The sequence below is a fragment of the Salmonella sp. NW645 genome (assembly GCF_051703725.1).
In the GTDB taxonomy this organism is placed as follows: domain Bacteria; phylum Pseudomonadota; class Gammaproteobacteria; order Enterobacterales; family Enterobacteriaceae; genus Salmonella; species Salmonella enterica.
Window position 1 is genome coordinate 392250 of record NZ_JAMMKR010000002.1, and the last position, 23621, is coordinate 415870.

Annotated in this window: 23 protein-coding genes; 15 read left to right on the forward strand and 8 right to left on the reverse strand. The window is 54.6% G+C overall.

Annotation, left to right across the window (positions count from 1 at the left end; genetic code table 11):
- The first annotated feature begins 367 nt into the window (after nucleotides 1–367).
- From osmY to NA389_RS05750, 4 genes are all read left to right on the forward strand, one after another.
- A complete protein-coding gene (osmY, locus tag NA389_RS05735) occupies nucleotides 368–985 on the forward strand; it encodes a molecular chaperone OsmY (protein WP_000178963.1) in 618 nt (205 codons plus the stop codon).
- A 128-nt stretch (nucleotides 986–1113) separates the two neighbouring features.
- Nucleotides 1114–1275, forward strand: a complete 162-nt coding sequence (locus NA389_RS05740; RefSeq protein WP_000490276.1) for a DUF1328 domain-containing protein — start codon at nucleotides 1114–1116, stop codon at nucleotides 1273–1275.
- A 123-nt stretch (nucleotides 1276–1398) separates the two neighbouring features.
- A complete protein-coding gene (locus NA389_RS05745; protein WP_000531540.1) occupies nucleotides 1399–2472 on the forward strand; it encodes a patatin-like phospholipase family protein in 1074 nt (357 codons plus the stop codon).
- Complete coding sequence (locus tag NA389_RS05750) at nucleotides 2469–3242, forward strand: metal-dependent hydrolase (protein ID WP_000119022.1); 774 nt, start codon at nucleotides 2469–2471, stop codon at nucleotides 3240–3242. The genes NA389_RS05745 and NA389_RS05750 overlap by 4 nt, the downstream gene beginning before the upstream one ends.
- 32 nt (nucleotides 3243–3274) lie before the next feature.
- Here NA389_RS05750 and NA389_RS05755 read toward each other — a convergent pair whose 3' ends face one another.
- Nucleotides 3275–4138: a YjjW family glycine radical enzyme activase gene (locus tag NA389_RS05755; protein ID WP_001064948.1), complete on the reverse strand. Its 864-nt coding sequence runs from the start codon at nucleotides 4136–4138 to the stop codon at nucleotides 3275–3277.
- A complete protein-coding gene (locus NA389_RS05760; protein WP_001111693.1) occupies nucleotides 4110–5660 on the reverse strand; it encodes a YjjI family glycine radical enzyme in 1551 nt (516 codons plus the stop codon). Before NA389_RS05760 ends, NA389_RS05755 begins: the two co-directional genes overlap by 29 nt.
- A 259-nt stretch (nucleotides 5661–5919) precedes the next feature.
- On the opposite strand from NA389_RS05760, the gene deoC reads away from it, so the two are divergent.
- The 4 genes from deoC to deoD all read left to right on the forward strand — a co-directional run bounded on the left by deoC (nucleotide 5920) and on the right by deoD (nucleotide 10349).
- Nucleotides 5920–6699, forward strand: coding sequence for a deoxyribose-phosphate aldolase (gene deoC / locus NA389_RS05765; protein WP_001519713.1), 780 nt, complete (start codon nucleotides 5920–5922; stop codon nucleotides 6697–6699).
- A 123-nt stretch (nucleotides 6700–6822) separates the two neighbouring features.
- The gene (deoA, locus tag NA389_RS05770; protein WP_000477840.1) at nucleotides 6823–8145 is read left to right on the forward strand and encodes a thymidine phosphorylase; all 1323 of its coding nucleotides are present in this window, start codon (nucleotides 6823–6825) and stop codon (nucleotides 8143–8145) included.
- A 51-nt stretch (nucleotides 8146–8196) separates the two neighbouring features.
- Complete coding sequence (gene deoB, locus NA389_RS05775; RefSeq protein WP_000816454.1) at nucleotides 8197–9420, forward strand: phosphopentomutase; 1224 nt, start codon at nucleotides 8197–8199, stop codon at nucleotides 9418–9420.
- Nucleotides 9421–9629: 209 nt separating this feature from the next.
- The gene (deoD, locus tag NA389_RS05780; protein WP_000224864.1) at nucleotides 9630–10349 is read left to right on the forward strand and encodes a purine-nucleoside phosphorylase; all 720 of its coding nucleotides are present in this window, start codon (nucleotides 9630–9632) and stop codon (nucleotides 10347–10349) included.
- A 160-nt stretch (nucleotides 10350–10509) separates the two neighbouring features.
- Here deoD and NA389_RS05785 read toward each other — a convergent pair whose 3' ends face one another.
- From NA389_RS05785 to NA389_RS05795, 3 genes are read right to left on the reverse strand one after another with little or no spacing between them, the layout of a single operon-like run.
- A complete protein-coding gene (locus NA389_RS05785; protein ID WP_000018735.1) occupies nucleotides 10510–10773 on the reverse strand; it encodes a helix-turn-helix domain-containing protein in 264 nt (87 codons plus the stop codon).
- A 31-nt stretch (nucleotides 10774–10804) separates the two neighbouring features.
- On the reverse strand, nucleotides 10805–11821 hold the full coding sequence (gene lplA / locus NA389_RS05790; protein ID WP_000209778.1) for a lipoate--protein ligase LplA: 1017 nt from the start codon (nucleotides 11819–11821) through the stop codon (nucleotides 10805–10807).
- Nucleotides 11822–11854: 33 nt separating this feature from the next.
- On the reverse strand, nucleotides 11855–12499 hold the full coding sequence (locus tag NA389_RS05795) for a YtjB family periplasmic protein (RefSeq protein WP_000090067.1): 645 nt from the start codon (nucleotides 12497–12499) through the stop codon (nucleotides 11855–11857).
- A 116-nt stretch (nucleotides 12500–12615) separates the two neighbouring features.
- Between NA389_RS05795 and serB the strand changes: the two genes are divergently transcribed.
- The 3 genes from serB (at nucleotide 12616) to nadR (ending at nucleotide 16433) form a co-directional block, all read left to right on the forward strand.
- Entirely contained in the window at nucleotides 12616–13584 is a 969-nt protein-coding gene (gene serB / locus NA389_RS05800; protein WP_001132983.1) for a phosphoserine phosphatase, read from the forward strand.
- A gap of 83 nt (nucleotides 13585–13667) precedes the next feature.
- Nucleotides 13668–15050: a DNA repair protein RadA gene (gene radA, locus NA389_RS05805; RefSeq protein ID WP_001029710.1), complete on the forward strand. Its 1383-nt coding sequence runs from the start codon at nucleotides 13668–13670 to the stop codon at nucleotides 15048–15050.
- A 150-nt stretch (nucleotides 15051–15200) separates the two neighbouring features.
- Nucleotides 15201–16433, forward strand: coding sequence for a multifunctional transcriptional regulator/nicotinamide-nucleotide adenylyltransferase/ribosylnicotinamide kinase NadR (gene nadR, locus NA389_RS05810; protein ID WP_000093829.1), 1233 nt, complete (start codon nucleotides 15201–15203; stop codon nucleotides 16431–16433).
- Between the two features lie 117 nt (nucleotides 16434–16550).
- Here nadR and ettA read toward each other — a convergent pair whose 3' ends face one another.
- Entirely contained in the window at nucleotides 16551–18218 is a 1668-nt protein-coding gene (ettA, locus tag NA389_RS05815; RefSeq protein WP_000046773.1) for an energy-dependent translational throttle protein EttA, read from the reverse strand.
- A 175-nt stretch (nucleotides 18219–18393) separates the two neighbouring features.
- Here ettA and sltY point away from each other — a divergent pair, with 175 nt between their 5' ends.
- Both sltY and trpR read left to right on the forward strand, forming a co-directional pair.
- Entirely contained in the window at nucleotides 18394–20364 is a 1971-nt protein-coding gene (sltY, locus tag NA389_RS05820) for a murein transglycosylase (RefSeq protein ID WP_372883349.1), read from the forward strand.
- Between the two features lie 57 nt (nucleotides 20365–20421).
- The gene (gene trpR / locus NA389_RS05825) at nucleotides 20422–20748 is read left to right on the forward strand and encodes a trp operon repressor (RefSeq protein ID WP_000192003.1); all 327 of its coding nucleotides are present in this window, start codon (nucleotides 20422–20424) and stop codon (nucleotides 20746–20748) included.
- A gap of 101 nt (nucleotides 20749–20849) precedes the next feature.
- Here trpR and yjjX read toward each other — a convergent pair whose 3' ends face one another.
- Nucleotides 20850–21365, reverse strand: a complete 516-nt coding sequence (gene yjjX / locus NA389_RS05830) for an inosine/xanthosine triphosphatase (protein WP_000554307.1) — start codon at nucleotides 21363–21365, stop codon at nucleotides 20850–20852.
- A gap of 48 nt (nucleotides 21366–21413) precedes the next feature.
- Here yjjX and gpmB point away from each other — a divergent pair, with 48 nt between their 5' ends.
- Nucleotides 21414–22061 (forward strand): 2,3-diphosphoglycerate-dependent phosphoglycerate mutase GpmB, encoded by a 648-nt coding sequence (gpmB, locus tag NA389_RS05835; RefSeq protein WP_000942358.1) that lies wholly within the window; start codon nucleotides 21414–21416, stop codon nucleotides 22059–22061.
- Here the strand turns inward: gpmB and robA are convergent.
- Nucleotides 22058–22927: an MDR efflux pump AcrAB transcriptional activator RobA gene (robA, locus tag NA389_RS05840; protein WP_000371685.1), complete on the reverse strand. Its 870-nt coding sequence runs from the start codon at nucleotides 22925–22927 to the stop codon at nucleotides 22058–22060. The two genes, gpmB and robA, sit on opposite strands and share 4 nt — an antisense overlap.
- Nucleotides 22928–23138: 211 nt before the next feature.
- Here robA and creA point away from each other — a divergent pair, with 211 nt between their 5' ends.
- Nucleotides 23139–23612 (forward strand): protein CreA, encoded by a 474-nt coding sequence (creA, locus tag NA389_RS05845; RefSeq protein ID WP_000875813.1) that lies wholly within the window; start codon nucleotides 23139–23141, stop codon nucleotides 23610–23612.
- The last annotated feature ends 9 nt before the right edge of the window (nucleotides 23613–23621 follow it).

The window sequence follows — 23621 nt, forward strand, 5'->3', positions numbered from 1 at the left end:
TACTTTCCCTGCCTTTTTAACCGCTTACGGAATGTTCTTAAATCCCGCGTTTTTTCTCCGATCTGCCTGTTTTTTATACGCACCGACAAGCGATTTTAAAATTGTGATCTATATTTAACAAAGTGATGACATAAATGTCGGCTTTAATGCCTGTTCAATGCGTGAATATGAGAGCTTAAAGCTGAGATTTGTTTCAGTCACGATATTAATAACTGAAACGGAAGGGTGGCAGGCGACGCGTCGTTACAAATTCACGAATGTGATGCCAGTCATTGACTTCAGAAACCGGTGAGTTTCACCGCATTCAGCAATGCAACCTCGTGTTGCCTGAGCTCAAATTACGAGCAAACTATACAGGACAAAATCGATGACTATGACAAGACTGAAGATTTCTAAAACTCTGCTGGCCGTAATGTTGACCTCTGCCGTTGCGACAGGTTCTGCCTTTGCAGAAAACGCAACAACGGACAAGGCGCAAAGCGGAACCGAAACCGCAGGGCAAAAAGTCGATAGCTCTATGAATAAAGTCGGTAACTTCATGGATGACAGCGCCATCACTGCGAAAGTAAAAGCTGCGCTGGTAGACCATGACAATATTAAAAGCACCGATATTTCTGTCGAAACCAATCAGAAAGTCGTCACCCTGAGCGGCTTTGTAGAAAGCCAGGCGCAGGCTGAAGCCGCCGTGAAAGTGGCGAAAGGCGTAGAAGGCGTGACCTCCGTTAGCGACAAACTTCACGTTCGCGACAATAAAGAAGGTTCCGTGAAAGGTTATGCCGGTGATACGGCCACGACCAGTGAAGTCAAAGCCAAGTTGCTGGCGGACGATCTCGTCCCTTCCCGTAAAGTAAAAGTGGAAACGACCGATGGCGTCGTACAGCTCTCCGGTACTGTTGAAACTCAGGAACAAAGCGACCGCGCTGAAAGCATCGCGAAAGCCGTTGATGGCGTAAAAAGTGTTAAAAACGATCTGAAAGTTCAGTAATTCGTCGTAATTCGTCCTCCCGACGTTTGTCGGGAGGCGTAATGTGCACCACACTAAAAATATCGCGAATGAGTAGCCTGAGCGCTCATATTTAGCGGTCGACATTAACTATGGTAAAGGAGAGGCTTATGTTTCGTTGGGGCATTATATTTCTGGTTATCGCGTTAATTGCCGCCGCATTGGGTTTTGGTGGACTGGCTGGTACGGCTGCCGGCGCGGCGAAAATCGTCTTCGTCGTCGGGATCGTGCTCTTCCTGGTCAGCCTGTTCATGGGCCGTAAACGACCCTAGCAGGCATCTGTAAAGATATATTGCTATCAAGCCAGTCCAGCGGACTGGCTTTTACGGTTTTAGCCGTTAACGTTTTGCGTTACCTTGTCAGCCTGGAAAAAAATGAAAAACAGGAAGGCAGAGGTGGGCCAGCGAATACCGGTTACGCTCGGCAATATTGCGCCGTTATCATTAACACCGTTCCGGCCAGGCCGTATGGCGCTGGTCTGTGAGGGCGGGGGGCAGCGGGGCATCTTTACCGCAGGCGTGCTGGATGAGTTTATGCGTGCGCAGTTTAATCCTTTCCATCTCTACTTCGGCACATCAGCCGGTGCGCAAAATCTCTCGGCGTATCTCTGCAACCAGCCCGGCTACGGGCGTAAAGTCATTATGCGCTATACCACCAGGCGCGAATTTTTTGATCCGTTGCGATTTGTACGCGGAGGAAACCTTATCGACCTCGACTGGCTGGTAGAATCCACCGCCGCCCGGATGCCGCTGCAAATGGATACCGCAGCGCGCCTGTTCGACAGCGGAAAATCCTTTTATATGTGCGCCTGCCGGGGGGATGATTACACGCCGGGCTATTTCTCGCCGACAAAACAAAACTGGCTTGATATCATTCGCGCCTCCAGCGCCATACCGGGTTTCTACCGTACCGGCGTTACGTTAGAGGGCATCAACTATCTGGACGGTGGCATTAGCGACGCCATTCCGGTTCAGGAGGCGGCAAAGCGGGGAGCGAAAACCATTGTGGTGATCCGCACCGTACCCTCGCAAATGTATTACACGCCGCAGTGGTTTAAGCGTATGGAGCGCTGGCTGGGAGAGAGCAGTCTACAGCCGTTGGTCAACCTGGTGCAGCATCATGAAACGTCCTACAGCGCGATCCAACAATTTATTGAAAAGCCGCCGGGTAAGCTGCGGATCATTGAAATTTATCCGCCGAAACCGCTGCACAGCATGGCGCTGGGCAGCCGTATCCCGGCGCTGCGTGAGGATTACAAAACCGGGCAATTATGCGGGCGTTATTTCCTTGCCACCGTTGGTAAATTGCTCGCCGCAACGCCGCCTCTCTTGCGCCATACGTCACGGATTGCCGTGCCGGAAACGGTGGTCGTGCCTCCGGCGCCGGTGGCCAATGATACGCATGTGGCGGAGGTCATTAGCGCGCCGCAGGCAAACGACACCACATTTACCGACGAGGATCTGGCGTGAGCTGGCGCTTTATCGATACACACTGCCATTTTGATTTCCCGCCCTTTACGGGCGATGAGCGCGCCAGTATTCAGCGTGCCTGTGAGGCGGGCGTTGAAAAAATCATCGTGCCGGCGACCGGGGCGGCGCACTTTCCCCGCGTGCTGGCGCTGGCGGCGCGTTTCCCGTCGCTTTATGCTGCGCTGGGATTACACCCCATTGTGATTGAGCGTCATGCCGATGACGATCCTGATAAGCTACAACAGGCGCTGGCGCAACAACAGAACGTCGTGGCGGTAGGCGAGATCGGTCTCGATCTTTATCGTGACGATCCGCAGTTCGCCAGGCAAGAGCGATTGTTAGACGCGCAACTGCAACTGGCAAAACGCTACGATCTGCCGGTGATCCTGCACTCGCGGCGCACGCATGACAAACTGGCGATGCACTTAAAGCGCCAGGATCTGCCGCGAACCGGTGTGGTGCATGGTTTTGCCGGCAGTCTGCAACAGGCCGAACGCTTTGTGCGACTGGGCTATAAAATCGGCGTCGGCGGCACCATCACCTACCCGCGCGCCAGTAAAACCCGTGATGTTATGGCGCGGTTGCCGCTGGACGCGCTGTTGCTGGAGACCGATGCGCCGGATATGCCGCTAAAGGGGTTTCAGGGGCAGCCGAATCGCCCGGAGCAGGCGGCGCGAGTATTTGATGCGCTCTGCGAATTACGTCCGGAGCCCGCAGAGGTGATAGCCGATACGCTGTATCGCAATACCATTACCTTGTTTCGGCTCTGAGGGCATCGCAGCCGCTGTCCGGTAGGTGACGCTTACAAATATAGCGCCGGCAAAATCAGTTTCGCCACCCCACGCGCGCGCAATCCGTCAGCCAGCTGTTCCACCTCTTGCGGCGTCGCGCCTGGCCAGGCTTTCGCTTCGCCATAGACGCCATGCGCATGAAAGGCATTCAAACGCACCGGAACCTCGCCCAGCGAAGTAATAAACGCCGCCAGTGAATCGATATGCGCCGCATAGTCCACCTGACCCGGGATAACCAGCAACCGCAGCTCCGCCAGTTTTCCCCGCGCAGCAAGAAAGCGGATACTGCGCTTAATATGCGTGTTATCACGTCCGGTCAGACGGTGATGACACTCGCTCTTCCAGGCTTTCAGATCGAGCATTACGCCGTCGCAAACCGGCAGTAGTTTTTGCCAGCCGGTCTCGCTTAACTGACCATTACTGTCCACCAGGCAGGTCAGCCGTTGTAACTGCGGATCGGCTTTGATCGCCGTAAATAGCGCCACAATAAACGGTAATTGCGTGGTCGCCTCTCCGCCGCTGACGGTAATACCTTCAATAAACAGCGATGCTTTACGAATATGACGCAGCACATCGTCAACGCTCATGGTCTGCGCCATTGGCGTTGCCTGCTGTGGGCACATTTTCAGGCAGGTATCGCACTGCTCGCAGACGTCCGACCGCCATACCACTTTCCCGCCATCAACGCTGAGGGCGTGATGCGGACACTGCGATACGCATTCCCCGCAGTCGTTACAGCGACCCATCGTCCACGGGTTATGGCAATTCTTACAGCGCAAATTGCAGCCCTGTAAGAATAATGCCAGGCGGCTGCCTGGCCCATCGACGCAGGAAAACGCAATGATCTTACTGACTAAAGCGCATCTGTTGTTCATGGCTGACTACGCGTGGCTGTCGTTCCAGGATGCGGGTATTACGTGCGGCTTCTTCTCCCAGCCAGGTGGTATTCGTGCGCGAGCCTTCGGCGCGAAATTTCGCCAGATCCGACAGGCGCACCATATAACCGGTGACGCGCACCAGATCGTTGCCGCTGACATTGGCGGTAAATTCCCGCATCCCGGCTTTGAACGCGCCAAGACAAAGCTGGACCAACGCCTGCGGATTACGCTTGATGGTTTCGTCCAGCGTCAGAATGTCGCTGATCCCGGCATGATAAAAGGCATGGTGCGGTGCGACGGTTTGCAAATGGGTGATAGGGTCCGGTTCATCGCCATACGGCAGACGCGCGCCCGGCGTAGTGCCGATATCGGAACTTATGCCAGACTGGGCATGGAGCAGCGCCCGTTGCTTCCAGCCATACTTCACTGGCGTATTTTCGACGAAATCCGCCAGTTGGGCGCTAATACGGTAGCCCAGCTCGTTCGCCGTTTCATTCTTGCCGTAACGGGCGTTCAGGCCCGCGTTTTCGCACAGCAGATTCACGGCTTCCGCCAGCCCGTACATACCGAACATCGGCGCAAAACGTTCGGGATCGATCAAACCTTCCTGTACAAGAAAGCTATTCTCAAAGAAATGTGACTTTTCATAGAGGAATTCACATCGTGAATTAATGATGGCGATCTGCTGTCGGCAGTAGTGCGGTAGCGTACGTGAAAAGAAGTCATCGACAGACGTACTGCGTTCTGCCACGGCTTTCAGGTTGAGACGTACCAGCGTACTGCCGCCGCCGCCAAGCGGTAGCGAGTTATAACAACTGACGATGCCATAATGGCCTTTTGTGAAAATTTTATCATTTACAGGGCCGTTGGAAATGTGTGGCTTACTGCATTCGCAAATGTTTTTGGCGACTTCCAGCAGCAGATCGTCCGGCGTAATTTCCGCATCGTAGATAAACGTCAGGTTAGGCACCACCTGCTTTAGCTCGGCATCAGCGCGCAAAATCGCTCGTGTGACAGGCGTATCGGCAGGGCCAATATTGGCATGCATAAAGGCGTCTGGCAGCGTTCTGTCGAGATAACGCCAGAAACGTTTTATTCGAATATCGATCGCATCTTGTGTTAGAATTCTAACATACGGTTGCAGCAACGCATCAAGCTGGCCGAGATAAACCGGCATGGACGTCACGGAAGGTACGTGATGATACAGAATGGTGAGTAGTGATAACGCATCATCCAGATCTTTCGCGCCTTCCAGTTCCAGCCACTGTGAACCGTTAGCCAGAAATCGGGCGTAATCGGGCAACACGTAGCGCGGTTTGAAGGGGGCGTGCCCCTCAAACATATCGCAAATGACGCCTTCATCCAGCGCCTGGCGGGCATCTTCCGGCAGGGTGGGATAAGGCAGGGCGTTTTCAGCTTCCAGCGCCAGAAAATGGCGTTTTTGTTCAGGCGTGAGCACCGGGCTGGTCACAATTTGCTGGCAACGCTGCTGGAGCGCAGTTTCGCATGAGGCAGGCATCTTCGTTTCCTCTTTATGCCGGGACGATGCGCTATTGTAGAAAATGGCGGCAAACCGACTTTGATCCTGATGCGCTTATCGCTCGAAGAACAGACGGTGACGGCGGGATAATTTGATTCAGATCTCATTACAGTAATGCAAATTTGTACGTAGTTTTCATTAACTGTGATGTATATCGAAGTGTAATCGCGAGTGAATGTTAGAATATTAACAGACTCGCAAGGTGAAATTTTATACGGCAATGCCGTTGGAGAATGTCATGACTGATTTAAAAGCAAGCAGCCTGCGTGCGCTCAAACTGATGGATCTGACCACTCTGAACGATGACGACACCAATGAAAAAGTGATCGCGTTGTGTCATCAGGCAAAAACCCCGGTCGGGAATACGGCGGCGATTTGTATTTACCCGCGTTTTATCCCGATTGCGCGTAAGACTCTGAAAGAACAAGGTACGCCGGACATCCGCATTGCAACGGTGACTAACTTCCCGCATGGCAATGATGACATCGATATTGCGCTGGCGGAAACCCGTGCGGCGATCGCCTACGGCGCTGACGAAGTGGACGTGGTATTCCCGTACCGCGCGTTGATCGCCGGTAACGAGCAGGTGGGTTTTGACCTGGTAAAAGCCTGTAAAGACGCTTGTGCCGCAGCGAACGTATTGCTGAAAGTGATCATCGAAACCGGCGAGCTGAAAGAAGAGGCGCTGATTCGTAAAGCCTCTGAAATCTCCATTAAAGCCGGTGCGGATTTCATCAAAACCTCTACCGGTAAAGTGCCGGTAAACGCTACGCCGGAAAGCGCGCGCATCATGATGGAAGTGATCCGCGACATGGGCGTTTCCAAAACCGTTGGCTTCAAACCGGCGGGCGGCGTACGTACGGCGGAAGACGCGCAGAAATTCCTCGCGATTGCAGACGAACTGTTTGGCGCTGACTGGGCAGATTCTCGTCACTACCGCTTTGGCGCATCCAGCCTGCTGGCAAGCCTGCTGAAAGCGCTGGGTCACGGCGACGGTAAGAGCGCCAGCAGCTACTAAGCTCTGATTTGCCGGATGGCGCTGCGCTTATCCGGCCTACAAATCCAGGCCTGTAGGCCGGATAAGGCGTTAACCGCCATCCGGCGATGTAAGCCTTCTACTCTTTTCCCTCAGGAGGGTACCGTGTTTCTCGCACAAGAAATTATTCGTAAAAAGCGTGATGGTCATGCGTTGAGTGACGAAGAAATTCGTTTCTTTATCAATGGTATTCGTGACAATACTATCTCTGAAGGGCAGATTGCCGCCCTGGCGATGACCATCTTCTTCCACGATATGACCATGCCGGAGCGTGTTTCGCTGACCATGGCGATGCGGGATTCCGGTACTGTCCTTGACTGGAAAAGCCTGAATCTCAATGGCCCGATTGTCGATAAGCATTCGACCGGCGGCGTAGGGGACGTGACGTCTCTGATGTTGGGGCCAATGGTAGCGGCCTGCGGCGGTTATGTGCCGATGATCTCCGGTCGCGGCCTCGGACATACCGGCGGTACGCTCGACAAACTGGAAGCGATCCCGGGTTTCGATATCTTCCCGGACGACAACCGTTTCCGCGAAATTATTCAAGACGTGGGTGTGGCGATTATTGGGCAAACCAGCTCGCTTGCACCGGCGGACAAACGTTTTTACGCCACCCGCGATATTACCGCGACGGTGGACTCTATTCCGCTGATCACCGGTTCCATCCTCGCCAAGAAACTGGCCGAAGGGCTGGATGCGCTGGTAATGGACGTCAAAGTCGGCAGCGGCGCGTTTATGCCAACCTATGAACTTTCTGAAGCCCTTGCTGAAGCGATTGTCGGCGTGGCAAACGGCGCGGGAGTTCGCACTACGGCGTTGTTAACCGATATGAACCAGGTGCTGGCTTCAAGCGCCGGTAACGCGGTGGAAGTACGTGAAGCCGTGCAGTTCCTGACCGGTGAATACCGCAATCCGCGCTTGTTTGACGTTACCATGGCGCTATGCGTGGAGATGCTGATCTCCGGCCAGCTGGCGAAAGACGACGCCGAAGCGCGTGCCAAACTGCAGGCGGTGCTGGATAACGGTAAAGCGGCAGAAGTCTTTGGTCGTATGGTGGCCGCGCAGAAAGGGCCAAGCGATTTCGTTGAGAACTACGATAAATACCTGCCGACCGCCATGTTGAGCAAAGCGGTATATGCTGATACCGAAGGGTTTATCAGCGCAATGGATACGCGTGCGCTGGGGATGGCGGTCGTCTCGATGGGCGGCGGCCGTCGTCAGGCGTCTGATACCATTGATTACAGCGTTGGCTTTACCGACATGGCCCGTCTGGGCGACAGCATCGACGGGCAGCGCCCGCTGGCGGTGATTCATGCCAAAGACGAAACCAGTTGGCAGGAAGCGGCGAAGGCCGTCAAAGCGGCAATTATCCTTGACGATAAAGCGCCAGCAAGCACACCTTCGGTCTATCGTCGAATTACTGAATAGTTGTATACTGATCTGATCAATTATTTTTGAAGCACTAAGTACGGAGAAGATATGAAACGTGCATTTATTATGGTGCTGGACTCATTCGGCATCGGCGCTACTGAAGACGCGGATCGTTTTGGCGACGTAGGTTCCGACACTCTGGGCCACATCGCAGAAGCTTGCGCCAAAGGCGAAGCTGACAATGGCCGTAAAGGCCCGTTGAATCTGCCTAACCTGACTCGTCTGGGTCTGGTGAAAGCGCATGAAGGCTCTACCGGTAAAATTGCCGCCGGCATGGACGGCAACGCGGACGTTATTGGCGCATACGCATGGGCGCACGAACTGTCTTCCGGCAAAGATACGCCGTCCGGCCACTGGGAAATCGCTGGCGTGCCGGTGCTGTTCGACTGGGGCTATTTCAGCGATCATGAAAACAGCTTCCCGCAGGAACTGCTGGATAAGCTGGTAAAACGCGCCAACCTGCCGGGCTATCTCGGTAACTGCCACTCTTCCGGCACCGTTATTCTGGACCAGCTCGGCGAAGAGCACATGAAAACCGGCAAGCCGATTTTCTACACCTCCGCTGACTCCGTGTTCCAGATTGCCTGCCACGAAGAGACCTTTGGCCTGGATAAACTCTACGAGCTGTGCGAAATCGCCCGTGAAGAGCTGACCGAAGGCGGCTACAACATTGGCCGCGTGATCGCGCGTCCGTTTATCGGCGACAAGGCCGGTAACTTCCAGCGTACCGGCAACCGTCACGACCTGGCCGTAGAACCGCCAGCGCCGACCGTGCTGCAGAAACTGGTCGATGAAAAACAGGGCCACGTGGTGTCCGTCGGTAAGATTGCCGACATCTACGCCAACTGCGGCATCACTAAGAAAGTGAAAGCGACCGGTCTGGACGCGCTGTTCGACGCGACCCTCAAAGAGATGAAAGAAGCGGGCGATAAAACCATCGTCTTCACTAACTTCGTCGACTTCGACTCTTCCTGGGGCCACCGTCGCGACATCGCGGGCTACGCCGCAGGTCTGGAGCTGTTTGACCGCCGTCTGCCGGAGCTGATGGAGCTGGTGGGTGAAGATGACATTCTGATCCTGACCGCTGACCACGGCTGTGACCCGAGCTGGACCGGTACTGACCATACCCGTGAGCACATTCCGGTGCTGATCTACGGTCCAAAAGTCAAACCGGGCTCTTTAGGTCACCGTGAAACCTTCGCGGATATCGGCCAGACGCTGGCGACCTACTTTGGTACATCGCCAATGGATTACGGTAAAAACATGCTGTGATACCCGTTGTCTTTCGCGCTGTAGATGCGTTGACTTCATTCGCTCACCCCGGTCACATAGTTTATCTATGCTCCCGGGGATTCACGAATTCGTCGCCTTCCTACAACGCGAAATCCTTAGGGTATTTCACTGTTTTTACAGACGTTTTGTAGGCCTGATAAGGCGTAGCCGCCATCAGGCAATAACAACAAATTTAAAGGGAACTGAAGATGGCAACTCCACATATTAATGCAGAAATGGGTGATTTCGCTGACGTCGTATTGATGCCGGGCGACCCGCTGCGCGCGAAGCACATTGCTGAGACTTTCCTCGAAGATGTTCGCGAAGTGAACAACGTTCGCGGCATGTTAGGTTTCACCGGGACTTACAAAGGCCGTAAGATCTCCGTGATGGGTCACGGTATGGGTATCCCGTCCTGCTCCATCTACACCAAAGAGCTGATCACCGATTTCGGCGTGAAGAAAATCATTCGCGTCGGCTCCTGCGGCGCTGTGCGTATGGACGTCAAACTGCGCGACGTGGTGATCGGTATGGGTGCCTGCACCGACTCCAAAGTGAACCGTATCCGTTTTAAAGATCATGACTTCGCGGCTATTGCTGACTTCGACATGGTACGTAACGCAGTTGATGCGGCAAAAGCGCTGGGCGTTGACGCGCGCGTGGGCAACCTGTTCTCTGCAGACCTGTTCTACTCTCCGGACGGCGAAATGTTCGACGTGATGGAAAAATACGGCGTACTGGGCGTAGAGATGGAAGCGGCGGGCATCTACGGCGTTGCGGCTGAGTTTGGCGCGAAAGCGCTGACTATCTGCACCGTGTCCGACCACATCCGTACCCACGAGCAGACCACTGCCGCTGAACGTCAGACGACCTTCAACGATATGATCAAAATCGCGCTGGAATCTGTGCTGCTGGGCGATAAAGAGTAAGTGTGTTTCGCTGAAAGGCGATTGTCGTGTTAAGCCGGAGCGGGAGACCGCTCCGGCTTTTTAGTATCTATTCATCAATAGTGACTGATTTATAGATTTACTATTATTTTTCATATGGATAGGAAATTAAATCCATTCAAGTATCTATTCACGAATCTATTCATTTATGTTCAGCCCTCATCCAGTAAGGGCATATCAGCAACTCTGGCGGACAACCATAAATTCCTGCCATTTTGTTTTTAATGTTTGAGTCAAGCCGTTCCGTCTTTTCGATCCGTTTTAGAGAATTAATAGAGATACCTAACATTTCACTTACTTCAGCAAGCGATAATTTATGCCTGATACGCACGGCGGCTAGCCAGGAAATACGCTGGCTGAACATTAAATTGATAATCTCCCGTTCCTGGTTTTCCAGATGGCTCATATTCCCTTCCTTTGGTATTTTAAACGGTGAGCTACCGCACCGCCCCCGCCATCCACGCCGATAATTCCCGCAGTTCTTTTTCCTGCTCCGGGAAATCAACCAGTAACGCCTCGCACTCCTGTTGCAGCATATCCGCGCGGTATAAACACCCTTGCAGTCGCCCCGCCAGTGCTTCCAGCGGGGCCGGATTCAGGCTATCGGTAAACACCTGAGTGCGGGTAATCACGCCTTTCTCAACGTCGAAATGTAGCTCGACGCCACCCCAGGTAAAACGTTCATCCAGCAGATGGCTGAACGCCGGCGCCTGGCCGAAATTCCACTCCCAACTGCTTTGTCGGGCAAAGGTTTCGGCGAAGTTGGGCAGGTCTGGCACGTTATCCGGCGAGATAATTTCAGCTTCGACGCGCTCACCGTAGTGGCGGAAAAACGCTTCGGTTACGGCTTCGCAAATTTGCTGGTGGGTAATATCCGGCAGCAGTTCAACCAGGTTCGCCACGCGCCCACGCACGGAGGTAATCCCCTTTGCCTGGAGCTTTTTCTTGTCTGGATTCAGATAATTGGCCAGTCGGCTGAGGTCTGCATTCAGCAGTAGCGTGCCGTGATGGAAGCCGCGATCTTTGGTTTCGCGATAGGCTGAACCGGAGACTTTGCGATCGCCGTCCGGCGTTTTTACGACCAGATCGTTGCGTCCTGAAGCATCGGCCATGACGCCCAGCGAATTCAGCGCCGCGAGCACAATATGGGTGGAGATGGTTTTATCGTACTCCGGTTTACCCGCCATAAAGGTAAAGCAGGTGTTGCCAAGGTCGTGGAACACCGCGCCGCCGCCGCTGCTGCGACGCGCCAGGCGGACGTTATCTTCTTCCATACGTCGGGTATTGCACTCTTTCCACGGATTCTGCGCGCGGCCGATAACGACCGTGTCCGCGTTACGCCACAGGAACAGCACGCGCTGGGTGGCGGGCATCTGGCGGAAAATGCACTCCTCGACCGCCAGGTTAAACCAGGGATCGTAAGAGTCAGAAATAAGCAGGCGTAATGTAGTCATGGTGGTTTTCCTTACCTTTATTAAGCCGTCATTTTACTCTTTTTCCTCACGCTCTTCCTCTTCCGGAACAGGCTTGCTGGCCGTTAGCAGGAAGGGCGACTGCTGCCAGCGGGTGCGTTTACCTTGTAGCAAGGTGCGCGTCAGCACCACGCCTATCGCCAGCGAGAGTAGCAGCATCAGGCGTAGAATGTTGGTGGTGTTATCGACCTGCTTTGCTTCGGTGGCCAGCGTGTGGGTATCCAGCGTCAGACGCAGGTAACCCAAGGGGCCGTTTTTCCCCTGGATAGGCTCGACAATTTGTTGGTTAAAATAGCTGCCCGCTTTTTTGCCATCCAGCGCCAGCCTGTCGCGCACATTGACGCTTTCGCCAGCGCGAGTAATAAGATCGCCCTGTTCATCATAGACGCCGGCATCCAGAATACGGCTCTCTTGCGTGAGCTGACGCAGCACGGCGTTGATGCGATTTTCATCCGGTGTTTCGCTGCGCATCAGCGGGGCGATGTTGAGCGTCACCTGGCGCGCCAGCGTGCGGGCCAGCTCTTCCAGCTGCGGATTGCGCTGTCGCTGGTGGTTTTGACTAAACCAGGACGCGCCCTGCATGAGCGCGACGAGCAGTGTGAGACAGAACAATACAATGACTGCACGATGCAGCCGAAATTTCAGTTTTGCGCGAGCCATATTCCACCTGCTGAAAATTTGAGGCTTAATGTTGCCAGAAGCGATGGTTACAAGGTAGCCTCATGCGTTATTTTCCGCGGGGCGGTTACCGGCCTGAACGATTTACAGGAGCTTTAATGCCTAACATTACCTGGTGCGATCTGCCTGAAGATGTCTCTTTATGGCCTGGTTTGCCTCTTTCTTTAAGCGGCGACGAGGTGATGCCTCTGGATTACCATGCAGGCCGCAGCGGTTGGCTGCTGTATGGGCGCGGGCTGGATAAGCAGCGTTTAACTCAATATCAGACCAAACTGGGCGCCGCAATGGTGATTGTCGCCGCCTGGTGCGTGGAGGATTATCAGGTCATTCGTCTGGCGGGGTCGCTGACGCCGCGTGCGACGCGGCTGGCGCATGAGGCGCAACTGGATGTCGCGCCGCTGGGTAAAATTCCGCATCTGCGCACGCCGGGGCTGCTGGTCATGGATATGGATTCAACGGCGATCCAGATTGAGTGTATCGATGAAATCGCTAAGCTGGCCGGTACCGGTGAGAAGGTGGCTGAAGTGACGGAGCGCGCGATGCGCGGCGAGCTTGATTTTACCGCCAGCCTGCGTAGCCGCGTGGCGACGCTGAAAGGCGCGGATGCCGATATTTTGCGTCAGGTGCGCGGGAATCTGCCGCTAATGCCAGGATTAACGCAGTTGGTGCTAAAACTGGAAGCGCTTGGCTGGAAAATCGCTATCGCCTCCGGCGGCTTCACTTTCTTTGCCGACTATCTGCGTGACCAGCTACGTCTGACGGCGGCGGTCGCCAATGAGCTGGAGATCATGGACGGTAAATTTACCGGTCACGTTATCGGCGATATTGTGGATGCTGAGTATAAAGCCAATACCTTGCTTCGTCTGGCGCAAGAGCATGATATCCCGCTGGCGCAGACGGTGGCGATTGGCGACGGCGCTAACGATCTGCCAATGATCAAAGCGGCAGGGTTAGGTATTGCCTTCCATGCCAAGCCAAAAGTAAACGAAAAGACGGAGATTACGATCCGCCACGCTGACCTGATGGGCGTGTTTTGCATTCTCTCCGGCAGCATGAACCAGAAATGATTAACCTGCCCAATGGCAAGGCGACCGTAGGCCGGATAAGCGTCAGCGCCATCCGGCAACAGCGTTAACGAAAGAGGTAAAACGTGGCAAAAGCTCCAAAACGCGCCTTTGTTTGTAATGAATGTGGTGCCGATTACCCGCGCTGGCAGGGGCAATGCAGCGCCTGCCATGCCTGGAACACCATTACCGAGGTGCGCCTTGCCGCATCGCCGACGGTGGCGCGTAACGAACGTCTGAGCGGATACGCCGGCAGTGCGGGCGTATCAAAAGTGCAGAAACTGTCTGACATCAGTCTTGAGGAACTGCCGCGCTTTTCTACCGGTTTTAAAGAGTTTGACCGCGTGCTGGGCGGCGGGGTGGTACCCGGCAGCGCCATTTTGATTGGCGGTAACCCCGGCGCGGGCAAATCAACGTTGCTGCTGCAAACGCTGTGCAAGCTTGCCGAGCAGATGAAAACGCTGTACGTCACCGGCGAAGAGTCGCTACAGCAGGTGGCGATGCGCGCGCATCGGCTTGGCCTGCCGACGGCGAATCTGAATATGCTGTCGGAAACCAGCATCGAACAAATTTGCCTGATTGCCGAAGAAGAACAGCCGAAACTGATGGTGATCGACTCCATACAGGTGATGCATATGGCGGACATCCAGTCGTCGCCGGGCAGTGTCGCTCAGGTCCGCGAAACGGCAGCCTACCTGACGCGCTTCGCCAAAACGCGCGGCGTGGCGATCGTGATGGTCGGCCACGTCACCAAAGACGGGTCGCTGGCGGGGCCGAAAGTGCTGGAACACTGTATCGATTGCTCAGTATTGCTCGACGGCGACGCCGATTCTCGTTTCCGCACGCTGCGCAGCCACAAAAACCGCTTTGGCGCAGTCAATGAGCTGGGCGTCTTCGCCATGACCGAACAGGGGTTGCGCGAAGTGAGCAATCCGTCCGCCATCTTTTTAAGCCGTGGCGATGAGGTCACTTCCGGCAGTTCAGTGATGGTCGTCTGGGAAGGTACGCGACCGTTGCTGGTGGAGATTCAGGCGCTGGTCGATCACTCGATGATGGCGAACCCCAGGCGCGTGGCGGTCGGTCTGGAACAAAACCGTCTGGCAATCCTGCTGGCGGTGCTGCACCGACACGGCGGTCTGCAAATGTCGGATCAGGACGTCTTCGTCAACGTGGTCGGCGGCGTGAAAGTCACCGAAACCAGCGCGGATCTGGCTTTACTGCTGGCGATGGTCTCCAGCCTGCGTGACAGGCCGTTGCCGCAGGATCTGGTGGTGTTTGGCGAAGTGGGGCTGGCAGGCGAGATTCGTCCGGTGCCGAGCGGGCAGGAGCGTATTTCCGAGGCGGCGAAACACGGTTTTCGTCGGGCGATTGTGCCTGCCGCCAACGTACCGAAAAAGCCGCCGGAAGGAATGCAGGTGTTCGGTGTTAAAAAGCTCGCAGATGCGTTAAGCGTGTTTGACGACTTATAATTCGCTGTATGCAGCGATGTTGTATAATTTGCCGGATGGCGATGCAATGCGTCTTATCCGGCCTACGGATTGATACGGATTGATGTTGTAGGCCTGATAAGCGAAGCGCCATCAGGCAGTGTTATGCGATTTTTCCAGCAGGAGGCTCTTGTGTCATCGTTCGACTATCTCAAAACCGCGATTAAGCAGCAAGGTTGCACTCTGCAACAGGTGGCTGACGCCAGCGGTATGACCAAGGGGTATCTGAGTCAGTTACTTAACGCCAAAATCAAAAGCCCCAGCGCGCAAAAACTGGAGGCGCTACACCGTTTTCTCGGGCTGGAGTTTCCCCGCCGACAGAAAAACATTGGCGTGGTGTTCGGTAAATTTTATCCATTGCATACCGGACACATCTACTTGATCCAGCGGGCCTGTAGCCAGGTGGATGAGCTGCACATCATTATGGGATATGACGATACGCGCGACCGCGGGCTGTTTGAGGATAGCGCCATGTCGCAGCAGCCCACCGTGTCGGATCGCCTGCGCTGGTTATTGCAAACCTTCAAATACCAAAAAAATATTCGCATCCACGCCTTTAATGAAGAGGGGATGGAGCCTTATCCGCATGGCTGGGACGTCTGGAGCAACGGCATTAAAGCGTTTATGGCAGAGAAGGGAATACAGCCGAGCTGGATCTACACTTCCGAAGAGGCTGATGCGCCGCAGTATCTTGAGCATTTAGGGATTGAGACGGTGCTGGTCGATCCTGAACGCACGTTTATGAATATCAGCGGGGCGCAAATCCGCGAAAATCCGTTTCGTTACTGGGAATATATTCCTACCGAAGTGAAGCCGTTTTTCGTGCGTACCGTCGCTATACTGGGCGGGGAATCAAGCGGCAAGTCTACGCTGGTCAATAAGCTCGCCAATATTTTTAATACCACCAGCGCCTGGGAATATGGCCGCGACTATGTCTTTTCGCATCTGGGCGGCGATGAGATGGCGTTACAGTATTCCGATTACGATAAAATCGCGCTGGGTCATGCACAATATATTGATTTTGCAGTGAAATATGCGAATAAAGTGGCGTTTATCGATACCGATTTCGTCACCACCCAGGCATTTTGCAAAAAATACGAAGGGCGCGAGCATCCCTTTGTCCAGGCGCTGATCGACGAGTATCGCTTCGACCTGGTGATTTTGCTGGAGAATAATACGCCGTGGGTAGCTGACGGACTGCGAAGTCTGGGCAGTTCAGTGGATCGCAAAGCGTTCCAGAACCTGCTGGTCGAGATGCTGAAAGAGAACAACATTGAGTTCGTTCACGTTAAAGAGGCTGATTACGATGGCCGCTTTTTGCGCTGTGTGGAACTGGTGAAAGAGATGATGGGCGAGCAGGGATAAGAACCAATGCCTGATGCGACGCTTACCGCGTCTTATCAGGCCTACAGTTTCACAACGTACTGGAATCGCTGGGTTTGTAGGCCGGGTAAGCGCAAGCGCCACCCGGCATTCAGACATTTATTTGGCAATACGCTTGTACTTGATACGCTTCGGCTCCAGCGCCTCGGCGCCCAGCGTGCGTTTCTTGTACTCTTCGTATTCGGTAAAGTTACCTTCGAAGAATTCCACCTTACCTTCATCCTGATAATCCAGAATGTGGGTGGCGATACGGTCAAGGAACCAACGGTCGTGCGAGATAACCATCGCGCAGCCAGGGAACTCCAGCAGGGCGTTTTCCAGCGCGCGCAGGGTTTCGATATCCAGGTCGTTCGTCGGTTCGTCGAGCAGCAGGACGTTGCCGCCCACCTGCAGCAGCTTCGCCAGGTGCAAACGACCGCGCTCACCGCCGGACAGTTCGCCAACGCGTTTGCCCTGATCGACGCCTTTGAAGTTGAAGCGGCCTACATAGGCGCGGCTTGGCATTTCAGTGTTGCCGATCTTCATGATATCCAGCCCGCCGGACACTTCTTCCCAGACGGTTTTGCTGTTGTCCATCGCGTCGCGGAACTGATCGACCGAGGCCAGCTTGACGGTTTCACCCAGCGTAATGGTGCCGCTATCAGGCTGCTCCTGACCGGACATCATGCGGAACAGGGTCGATTTACCCGCGCCGTTTGGCCCGATGATCCCGACGATAGCGCCTTTCGGCACCGAGAAGCTCAGGTCATCGATCAGTACGCGGTCGCCGTAGGATTTACGCAGGTTGCTGACTTCAATGACTTTGTCGCCCAGACGCGGTCCTGGTGGAATAAACAGTTCGTTGGTTTCGTTACGTTTCTGATACTCAACGCTGTTCAGTTCTTCAAAGCGAGCCAGACGCGCCTTACCTTTCGACTGACGGCCTTTCGCGCCCTGACGCACCCACTCCAGCTCTTTCTCAATGGATTTACGGCGAGCTGCTTCCTGAGACGCTTCCTGCGCCAGACGCTGATCTTTCTGCTCCAGCCAGGAGGAGTAGTTGCCTTCCCACGGAATACCTTCGCCGCGGTCAAGTTCCAGAATCCAACCGGCGACGTTATCGAGGAAGTAACGGTCGTGGGTAATCGCCACGACCGTGCCTTCGAAGTCGTGCAGGAAACGTTCCAGCCATGCAACAGATTCGGCATCCAGGTGGTTGGTGGGTTCGTCGAGCAGCAGCATATCCGGCTTTTCCAGCAACAGACGGCACAGCGCCACGCGACGGCGCTCGCCGCCGGACAGTTTTTCGACTTTGGCATCCCAGTCCGGCAGACGCAGGGCGTCAGCTGCGCGCTCAAGCTGCACGTTCAGGTTATGACCGTCGTGCGCCTGGATAATCTCTTCAAGCCGGCCTTGCTCTGCGGCCAGCTTGTCGAAGTCGGCATCCGGATCGGCGTACAGCGCGTACACTTCATCCAGACGTTTGAGGGCGTTAACCACTTCCGAAACGGCCTCTTCAATCGACTCGCGTACCGTGTGTTCCGGGTTTAGCTGAGGTTCCTGCGGCAGGTAGCCAATCTTAATGCCGGGCTGCGGGCGCGCTTCGCCCTCGATATCTTTATCGAGACCCGCCATGATGCGCAGCAGGGTAGACTTACCGGCGCCGTTAAGGCCCAGCACGCCGATTTTGGCGCCAGGGAAGAAGCTCAGCGAGATGTTTTTCAGAATATGACGTTTCGGCGGAACCACTTTGCCGACACGATGCATGGTATAAACGAATTGAGCCACGTTGGACTTCGCCTCTATGTTTATCGTGATGGTGAATAGATGTCAAAGGCGAAGTGTAGCCTTTTTCCCTGCCTAAGCCCAGCCAGCAGATCGCACTCGCAATAAAAGTAAAAAAGTGTCCGTAACGTGGCGCAAATGGCTATGACTGGTTAGCATAAATTCATTACGCGGCATGATGCTGCATTGGATAACAATTGAGGAAGAGCTTGTGGATAGAGCCAAACCATTTGTCTGGCGTCTCGCCGCCGCCAGCGTATGCCTGCTGACCTTTTGTCACCTCGCGCGGGCCGACTCACTGGAAGAGCAGCGTAACCGCTATGCGCAGATTAAACAGGCCTGGGACAACCGCCAGATGGATGTGGTAGAGCAGATGATGCCGGGTCTGAAAGATTATCCGCTCTACCCGTATCTGGAATACCGTAAGATCACCGACGATTTGATGAACCAACCGGCGATTGCCGTCACGCAGTTTGTGCGCGCCAATCCTACGCTTCCGCCTGCGCGTACGCTGCAATCGCGCTTCGTCAATGAGCTGGCGCGTCGTGAAGACTGGCGCGGCTTGCTGGCGTTTAGCCCGGAGAAACCCGGCACCACGGAAGCGCAATGTAACTATTACTACGCGAAATGGAGTACCGGGCAAACGGAAGCGGCCTGGCAGGGCGCGAAAGACCTTTGGCTGACCGGCAAAAGTCAGCCGAATGCCTGCGATAAACTGTTCAGCGTCTGGCGGGCCTCCGGCAAGCAAGACCCGCTGGCGTACCTGGAACGTATTCGGCTGGCGATGAAAGCCGGGAATACGGGTTTGGTTACGGTGCTGGCCGGACAGATGCCGGCGGAATATCAAACGATCGCCTCAGCGATCATTACCCTCGCTAATGACCCTAATAACGTGTTGACCTTCGCACGCACCACCGGCGCCACCGATTTTACCCGCCAGATGGCGGAAGTCGCGTTTGCCAGCGTCGCCCGCCAGGACGCGGAAAATGCGCGTCTGATGATCCCCTCGCTGGTACAGGCGCAGAAACTTAATGAGGAACAAACGCAGGCGCTGCGCGATATCGTTGCCTGGCGACTGATGGGCAACGATGTGACCGATGCGCAGGCGAAATGGCGCGATGACGCGATTATGCGCTCGCAATCGACGTCGCTTATCGAGCGGCGCGTGCGTATGGCGCTGGGGATGGGCGATCGTCGCGGTCTCAATACCTGGCTTGCCCGCCTGCCGATGGAGGCGAAAGAGAAAGACGAGTGGCGTTACTGGCAGGCGGATTTATTGCTGGAGCGCGGTCGTGACGCCGAAGCGAAAGAGATCCTTCATGCTTTAATGCAGAAGCGCGGTTTTTATCCGATGGTCGCGGCGCAGCGTTTAGGCGAAGAGTACACGCTTAAAATCGATAAAGCGCCCGCCAACGTAAACAGCGCGTTGACGCAGGGGCCGGAGATGGCGCGTGTACGGGAGCTGATGTACTGGAACCTGGATAACACGGCGCGCAGCGAATGGGCGAATCTGGTAAAAAGCCGTAGTAAATCTGAACAGGCGCAGCTGGCGCGCTATGCGTTTAACCAGCACTGGTGGGATCTGAGCGTACAGGCGACGATCGCCGGAAAACTGTGGGATCATCTGGAGGAGCGTTTCCCGATGGCGTATAACGATCTTTTTACCCGCTATACCCGCGGAAAAGATATCTCACAAAGCTATGCCATGGCGATTGCCCGCCAGGAGAGCGCCTGGAACCCGAAAGTAAAATCGCCGGTAGGGGCCAGCGGCTTAATGCAGATTATGCCGGGCACGGCCACCCATACGGTGAAAATGTTTTCGATTCCGGACTACCGCGGCCCCGGCCAACTGCTGGAGCCGGAGACCAACATCAACATTGGCACCAGCTATTTGCAGTATGTTTATCAGCAGTTTGGCAATAACCGCATTTTCGCCTCGGCGGCGTATAACGCCGGGCCGGGGCGCGTGCGCACCTGGCTTGGCAATAGCGCCGGGCGTATCGATGCCGTAGCGTTTGTCGAAAGCATTCCCTTTTCGGAAACGCGCGGCTACGTGAAAAACGTTCTGGCCTATGACGCTTACTATCGCCACTTTATGGGGCAGAAAGAGGCCTTAATGAGCGACTCTGAGTGGCAGCGACGGTATTAATGCAGACGGGTTATGTTATCATTTGTACTCGTGTAACAGTACAAACGGCGGTATAACATGACCCAGCATTCCCCTTATTCATCGGCTATCGCCGAACAACGTAATCAGGAGTGGCTTCGTTTTGTGGAGTTACTCCGTCAGGCATATGCAGAGGATCTGCATCTGCCTTTATTACAACTGATGCTTACGCCGGACGAGCGTGAAGCGCTGGGAACGCGTGTGCGCATTATTGAGGAGTTGCTGCGTGGCGAAATGAGCCAGCGCGAGTTGAAAACCGAGCTGGGGGCGGGCATCGCCACCATCACGCGCGGGTCAAACAGCCTGAAATCCGCGCCGGTTGAACTGCGTCATTGGCTTGAGAATGTACTGCTGAAAAACGCCTGATTTGCTCGTAGGCCGGATAAGGCGAAGCGGCCATCCGGCAACATCGCCGCGAAATGCCTGATGGCGCTGTGCTTATCAGGCCTACAACATAGCGCAAATAATTATCGATACACCGCGTTATGAAACGGGCTTAACGCCAGGATCACCGCCTGGTAGTAAACGCTGGAGCGCGTTAATTTTCCGGCGGTAAATACGCCAATGGCGCCCTCTTTGCGACCAATCTCGTCAATACCTGTGTACTGCGACATCACCGGGCCAAGCGCTTCCCCCTGGCGGACTCTGTCGAGAATGACGGCGGGCAACGGCAGCGTGGCCGATCGCGCTTCACCGCGCTGAACGCCGTTATCAATCACCACCCAACTGAAGGTGGCGTCATCGTCAATTCCGGCTTCAATGGCTACCCAGAAATCAGCTTCTGGATGCAGGCGTCGCGCATTATCCACGCGATTTCGTGCGCCAGCACGCGTTTCCTCGCTTCCGAAGGGCTGCTCCGGTACGCCGCTCTCGACGGCGACGGGCGTAATATGGCACGATCCTTCGCCGAAAATCTCTTCAAATGCCTGTAGAATTGCCTGAATTTTGGCAGGATTGGTGGTCGCAGAGATAACCTGGTGCATAATTAAGCTCAGTTTTAAAAATTTATCGCAGTATAACGGAAAAAAAACATGTTACAGGTATACCTTGTTCGCCACGGTGAAACGCAGTGGAACGCCGAGCGACGTATTCAGGGCCAATCGGACAGTCCCCTGACGGCAAAAGGCGAGCAGCAGGCCATGCAGGTAGGAGAACGCGCCCGCAGCCTCGGCATCACCCATATCATCAGCAGCGATTTAGGCCGCACAAAACGCACGGCGGAGATTATCGCCCAGGCGTGCGGGTGTGATATCGCCTTTGACTCCCGCCTGCGCGAGCTGGATATGGGCGTGCTGGAAAAGCGCCAAATCGATTCGCTGACGGAAGAAGAAGAGGGCTGGCGTCGTCAGTTAGTCAACGGCACGCAGGATGGCCGCATTCCCGGCGGGGAATCGATGCAGGAGTTGAGCGATCGCGTTCATGCCGCGCTGGCGTCCTGTCTGGAGCTACCGCAGGGCAGCCGACCTTTATTGGTCAGTCACGGTATCGCGTTGGGCTGTCTGGTCAGTACTATACTGGGACTACCCGCCTGGGCGGAACGCCGGTTACGTTTGCGCAACTGCTCTATTTCTCGCATCGATTACCAGGAAAGTCAGTGGCTGGCGTCTGGGTGGGTGGTAGAAACCGCAGGGGACGTTTCGCATCTGGACGCCCCTGCATTGGATGAGCTACAGCGTTAACGGCGAATCGGGATCAGAAATTCGCAGCGCAGGTTGATAGGGCGATCGCCGGTTTTGGTATCTTCTGACGGGTAGTATCGCTCTATATCCTGTCCTTTACGACGGGTCAGATTCAGCATTGGCATACAGGTGCCGTAAACGGTCAGGATAAAATCCTGCACGCCGGTTCCTAACCCTTCATAGGTGAACATGACGTATTCACCGCCCTGCAACAGCACAGGATGCGCCGACTGAACATAGCCATCGGCCTGCTCTTGCGGCAGTGCGGTGGTATAGAATACTTCCTGCTCATCGTCTTTCTCCATGCTGGGGCGCGTTTCATTAAGCCCATAAAGCACTGGCGGAATAGTTGGCGAATGACCGAGGAAATCATGCCAGAATTGCACGCGCATTTCGTGGCGGAAGTCGGAAATCTGTTCCAGCGAGCAGGAATAGCTCTGCGTGACGCCAAGGAGCGGCGTATCTTCCAGCGTAACGAACTGATGTTCCGGCACGGTAAACTCGCCCAGCCGTAATGGCGGACGAATGCCAAAGGCGCTCCATTCCGAGGAGCGACGATACAGCGCTGGCGTCTGGGAAAACTGTTTCTTAAAGGCGCGCGTAAAGGTTTGCTGAGAATCGAAGCGGTACTGAAGAGCAATATCCAGAATTGGACGCGCGGTCAAACGCAGCGCCACTGCTGATTTCGATAAACGACGGGCGCGGATGTAAGCGCCAATGGCGTGGCCCGTCACGTCCTTAAACATTCTCTGCAGGTGCCACTTGGAATAGCCTGCTTTTGCCGCCACATTGTCAAGTGACAGCGGCTGATCCAGATGACCTTCCAGCCAGATTAACAGGTCGCGAATTATGCCAGCCTGATCCATAAAATATCCCCATCCTTTCAACAACGAGCACCCGATATCAGGTAAGAGGATAATAGCATTTTTTGTTCTTTTAGCATTCAGTGTTTTTTTTGAGCTTAAATGCTTTTTTTAGGCAACGTGACAGGTAATTATTCTAATCCTGTGATCTATAACCATTTTATTTTAGAATGTCTAATAATTACGCAATGTAACTTTTATGAATGGTAACAATATGAAATACAAGAGCTTAGTACTTTTCTCAATTTTGTTGCTGCTGGGGCAGAGCGCCCGCGCGGAACAAATTGGTTCAGTCGATACGGTATTTAAAATGTTCGGTCCTGACCATAAAATCGTGGTGGAAGCTTTTGATGATCCTGATGTCAAAAACGTGACGTGCTATGTTAGCCGGGCGAAAACGGGCGGCATAAAAGGCGGATTGGGGCTGGCGGAAGATACGTCTGACGCCGCTATTTCTTGTCAGCAGGTCGGGCCTATTGAACTGAGCGACAGAATTAAGAACGGCAAGGCGCAGGGAGAGGTGGTTTTCAAAAAACGCACCTCATTGATATTTAAGTCATTGCAGGTCGTGCGTTTCTATGATGAGAAACGCAACACGCTGGCGTATCTGGCCTACTCCGACAAAGTAGTCGACGGGTCGCCGAAGAACGCCATCAGCGCGGTGCCGGTCATGCCGTGGCGACAATAACAGGGAAAG

Coding starts and splice junctions, on each gene's coding strand:
- NA389_RS05785 (WP_000018735.1), bottom strand. CDS start 10,773: ATGAGCCATCTGGAAAACCAGGAACGGGAGATTATCAATTTAATGTTC.
- NA389_RS05760 (WP_001111693.1), bottom strand. CDS start 5,660: ATGCCTGCCTCATGCGAAACTGCGCTCCAGCAGCGTTGCCAGCAAATT.
- trpR (WP_000192003.1), top strand. CDS start 20,422: ATGACCCAGCATTCCCCTTATTCATCGGCTATCGCCGAACAACGTAAT.
- deoB (WP_000816454.1), top strand. CDS start 8,197: ATGAAACGTGCATTTATTATGGTGCTGGACTCATTCGGCATCGGCGCT.
- deoD (WP_000224864.1), top strand. CDS start 9,630: ATGGCAACTCCACATATTAATGCAGAAATGGGTGATTTCGCTGACGTC.
- yjjX (WP_000554307.1), bottom strand. CDS start 21,365: ATGCACCAGGTTATCTCTGCGACCACCAATCCTGCCAAAATTCAGGCA.
- robA (WP_000371685.1), bottom strand. CDS start 22,927: ATGGATCAGGCTGGCATAATTCGCGACCTGTTAATCTGGCTGGAAGGT.
- deoC (WP_001519713.1), top strand. CDS start 5,920: ATGACTGATTTAAAAGCAAGCAGCCTGCGTGCGCTCAAACTGATGGAT.
- NA389_RS05740 (WP_000490276.1), top strand. CDS start 1,114: ATGTTTCGTTGGGGCATTATATTTCTGGTTATCGCGTTAATTGCCGCC.
- creA (WP_000875813.1), top strand. CDS start 23,139: ATGAAATACAAGAGCTTAGTACTTTTCTCAATTTTGTTGCTGCTGGGG.
- sltY (WP_372883349.1), top strand. CDS start 18,394: ATGCTGCATTGGATAACAATTGAGGAAGAGCTTGTGGATAGAGCCAAA.
- NA389_RS05755 (WP_001064948.1), bottom strand. CDS start 4,138: ATGAACAACAGATGCGCTTTAGTCAGTAAGATCATTGCGTTTTCCTGC.
- NA389_RS05795 (WP_000090067.1), bottom strand. CDS start 12,499: ATGGCTCGCGCAAAACTGAAATTTCGGCTGCATCGTGCAGTCATTGTA.
- gpmB (WP_000942358.1), top strand. CDS start 21,414: ATGTTACAGGTATACCTTGTTCGCCACGGTGAAACGCAGTGGAACGCC.
- lplA (WP_000209778.1), bottom strand. CDS start 11,821: ATGACTACATTACGCCTGCTTATTTCTGACTCTTACGATCCCTGGTTT.
- serB (WP_001132983.1), top strand. CDS start 12,616: ATGCCTAACATTACCTGGTGCGATCTGCCTGAAGATGTCTCTTTATGG.
- osmY (WP_000178963.1), top strand. CDS start 368: ATGACTATGACAAGACTGAAGATTTCTAAAACTCTGCTGGCCGTAATG.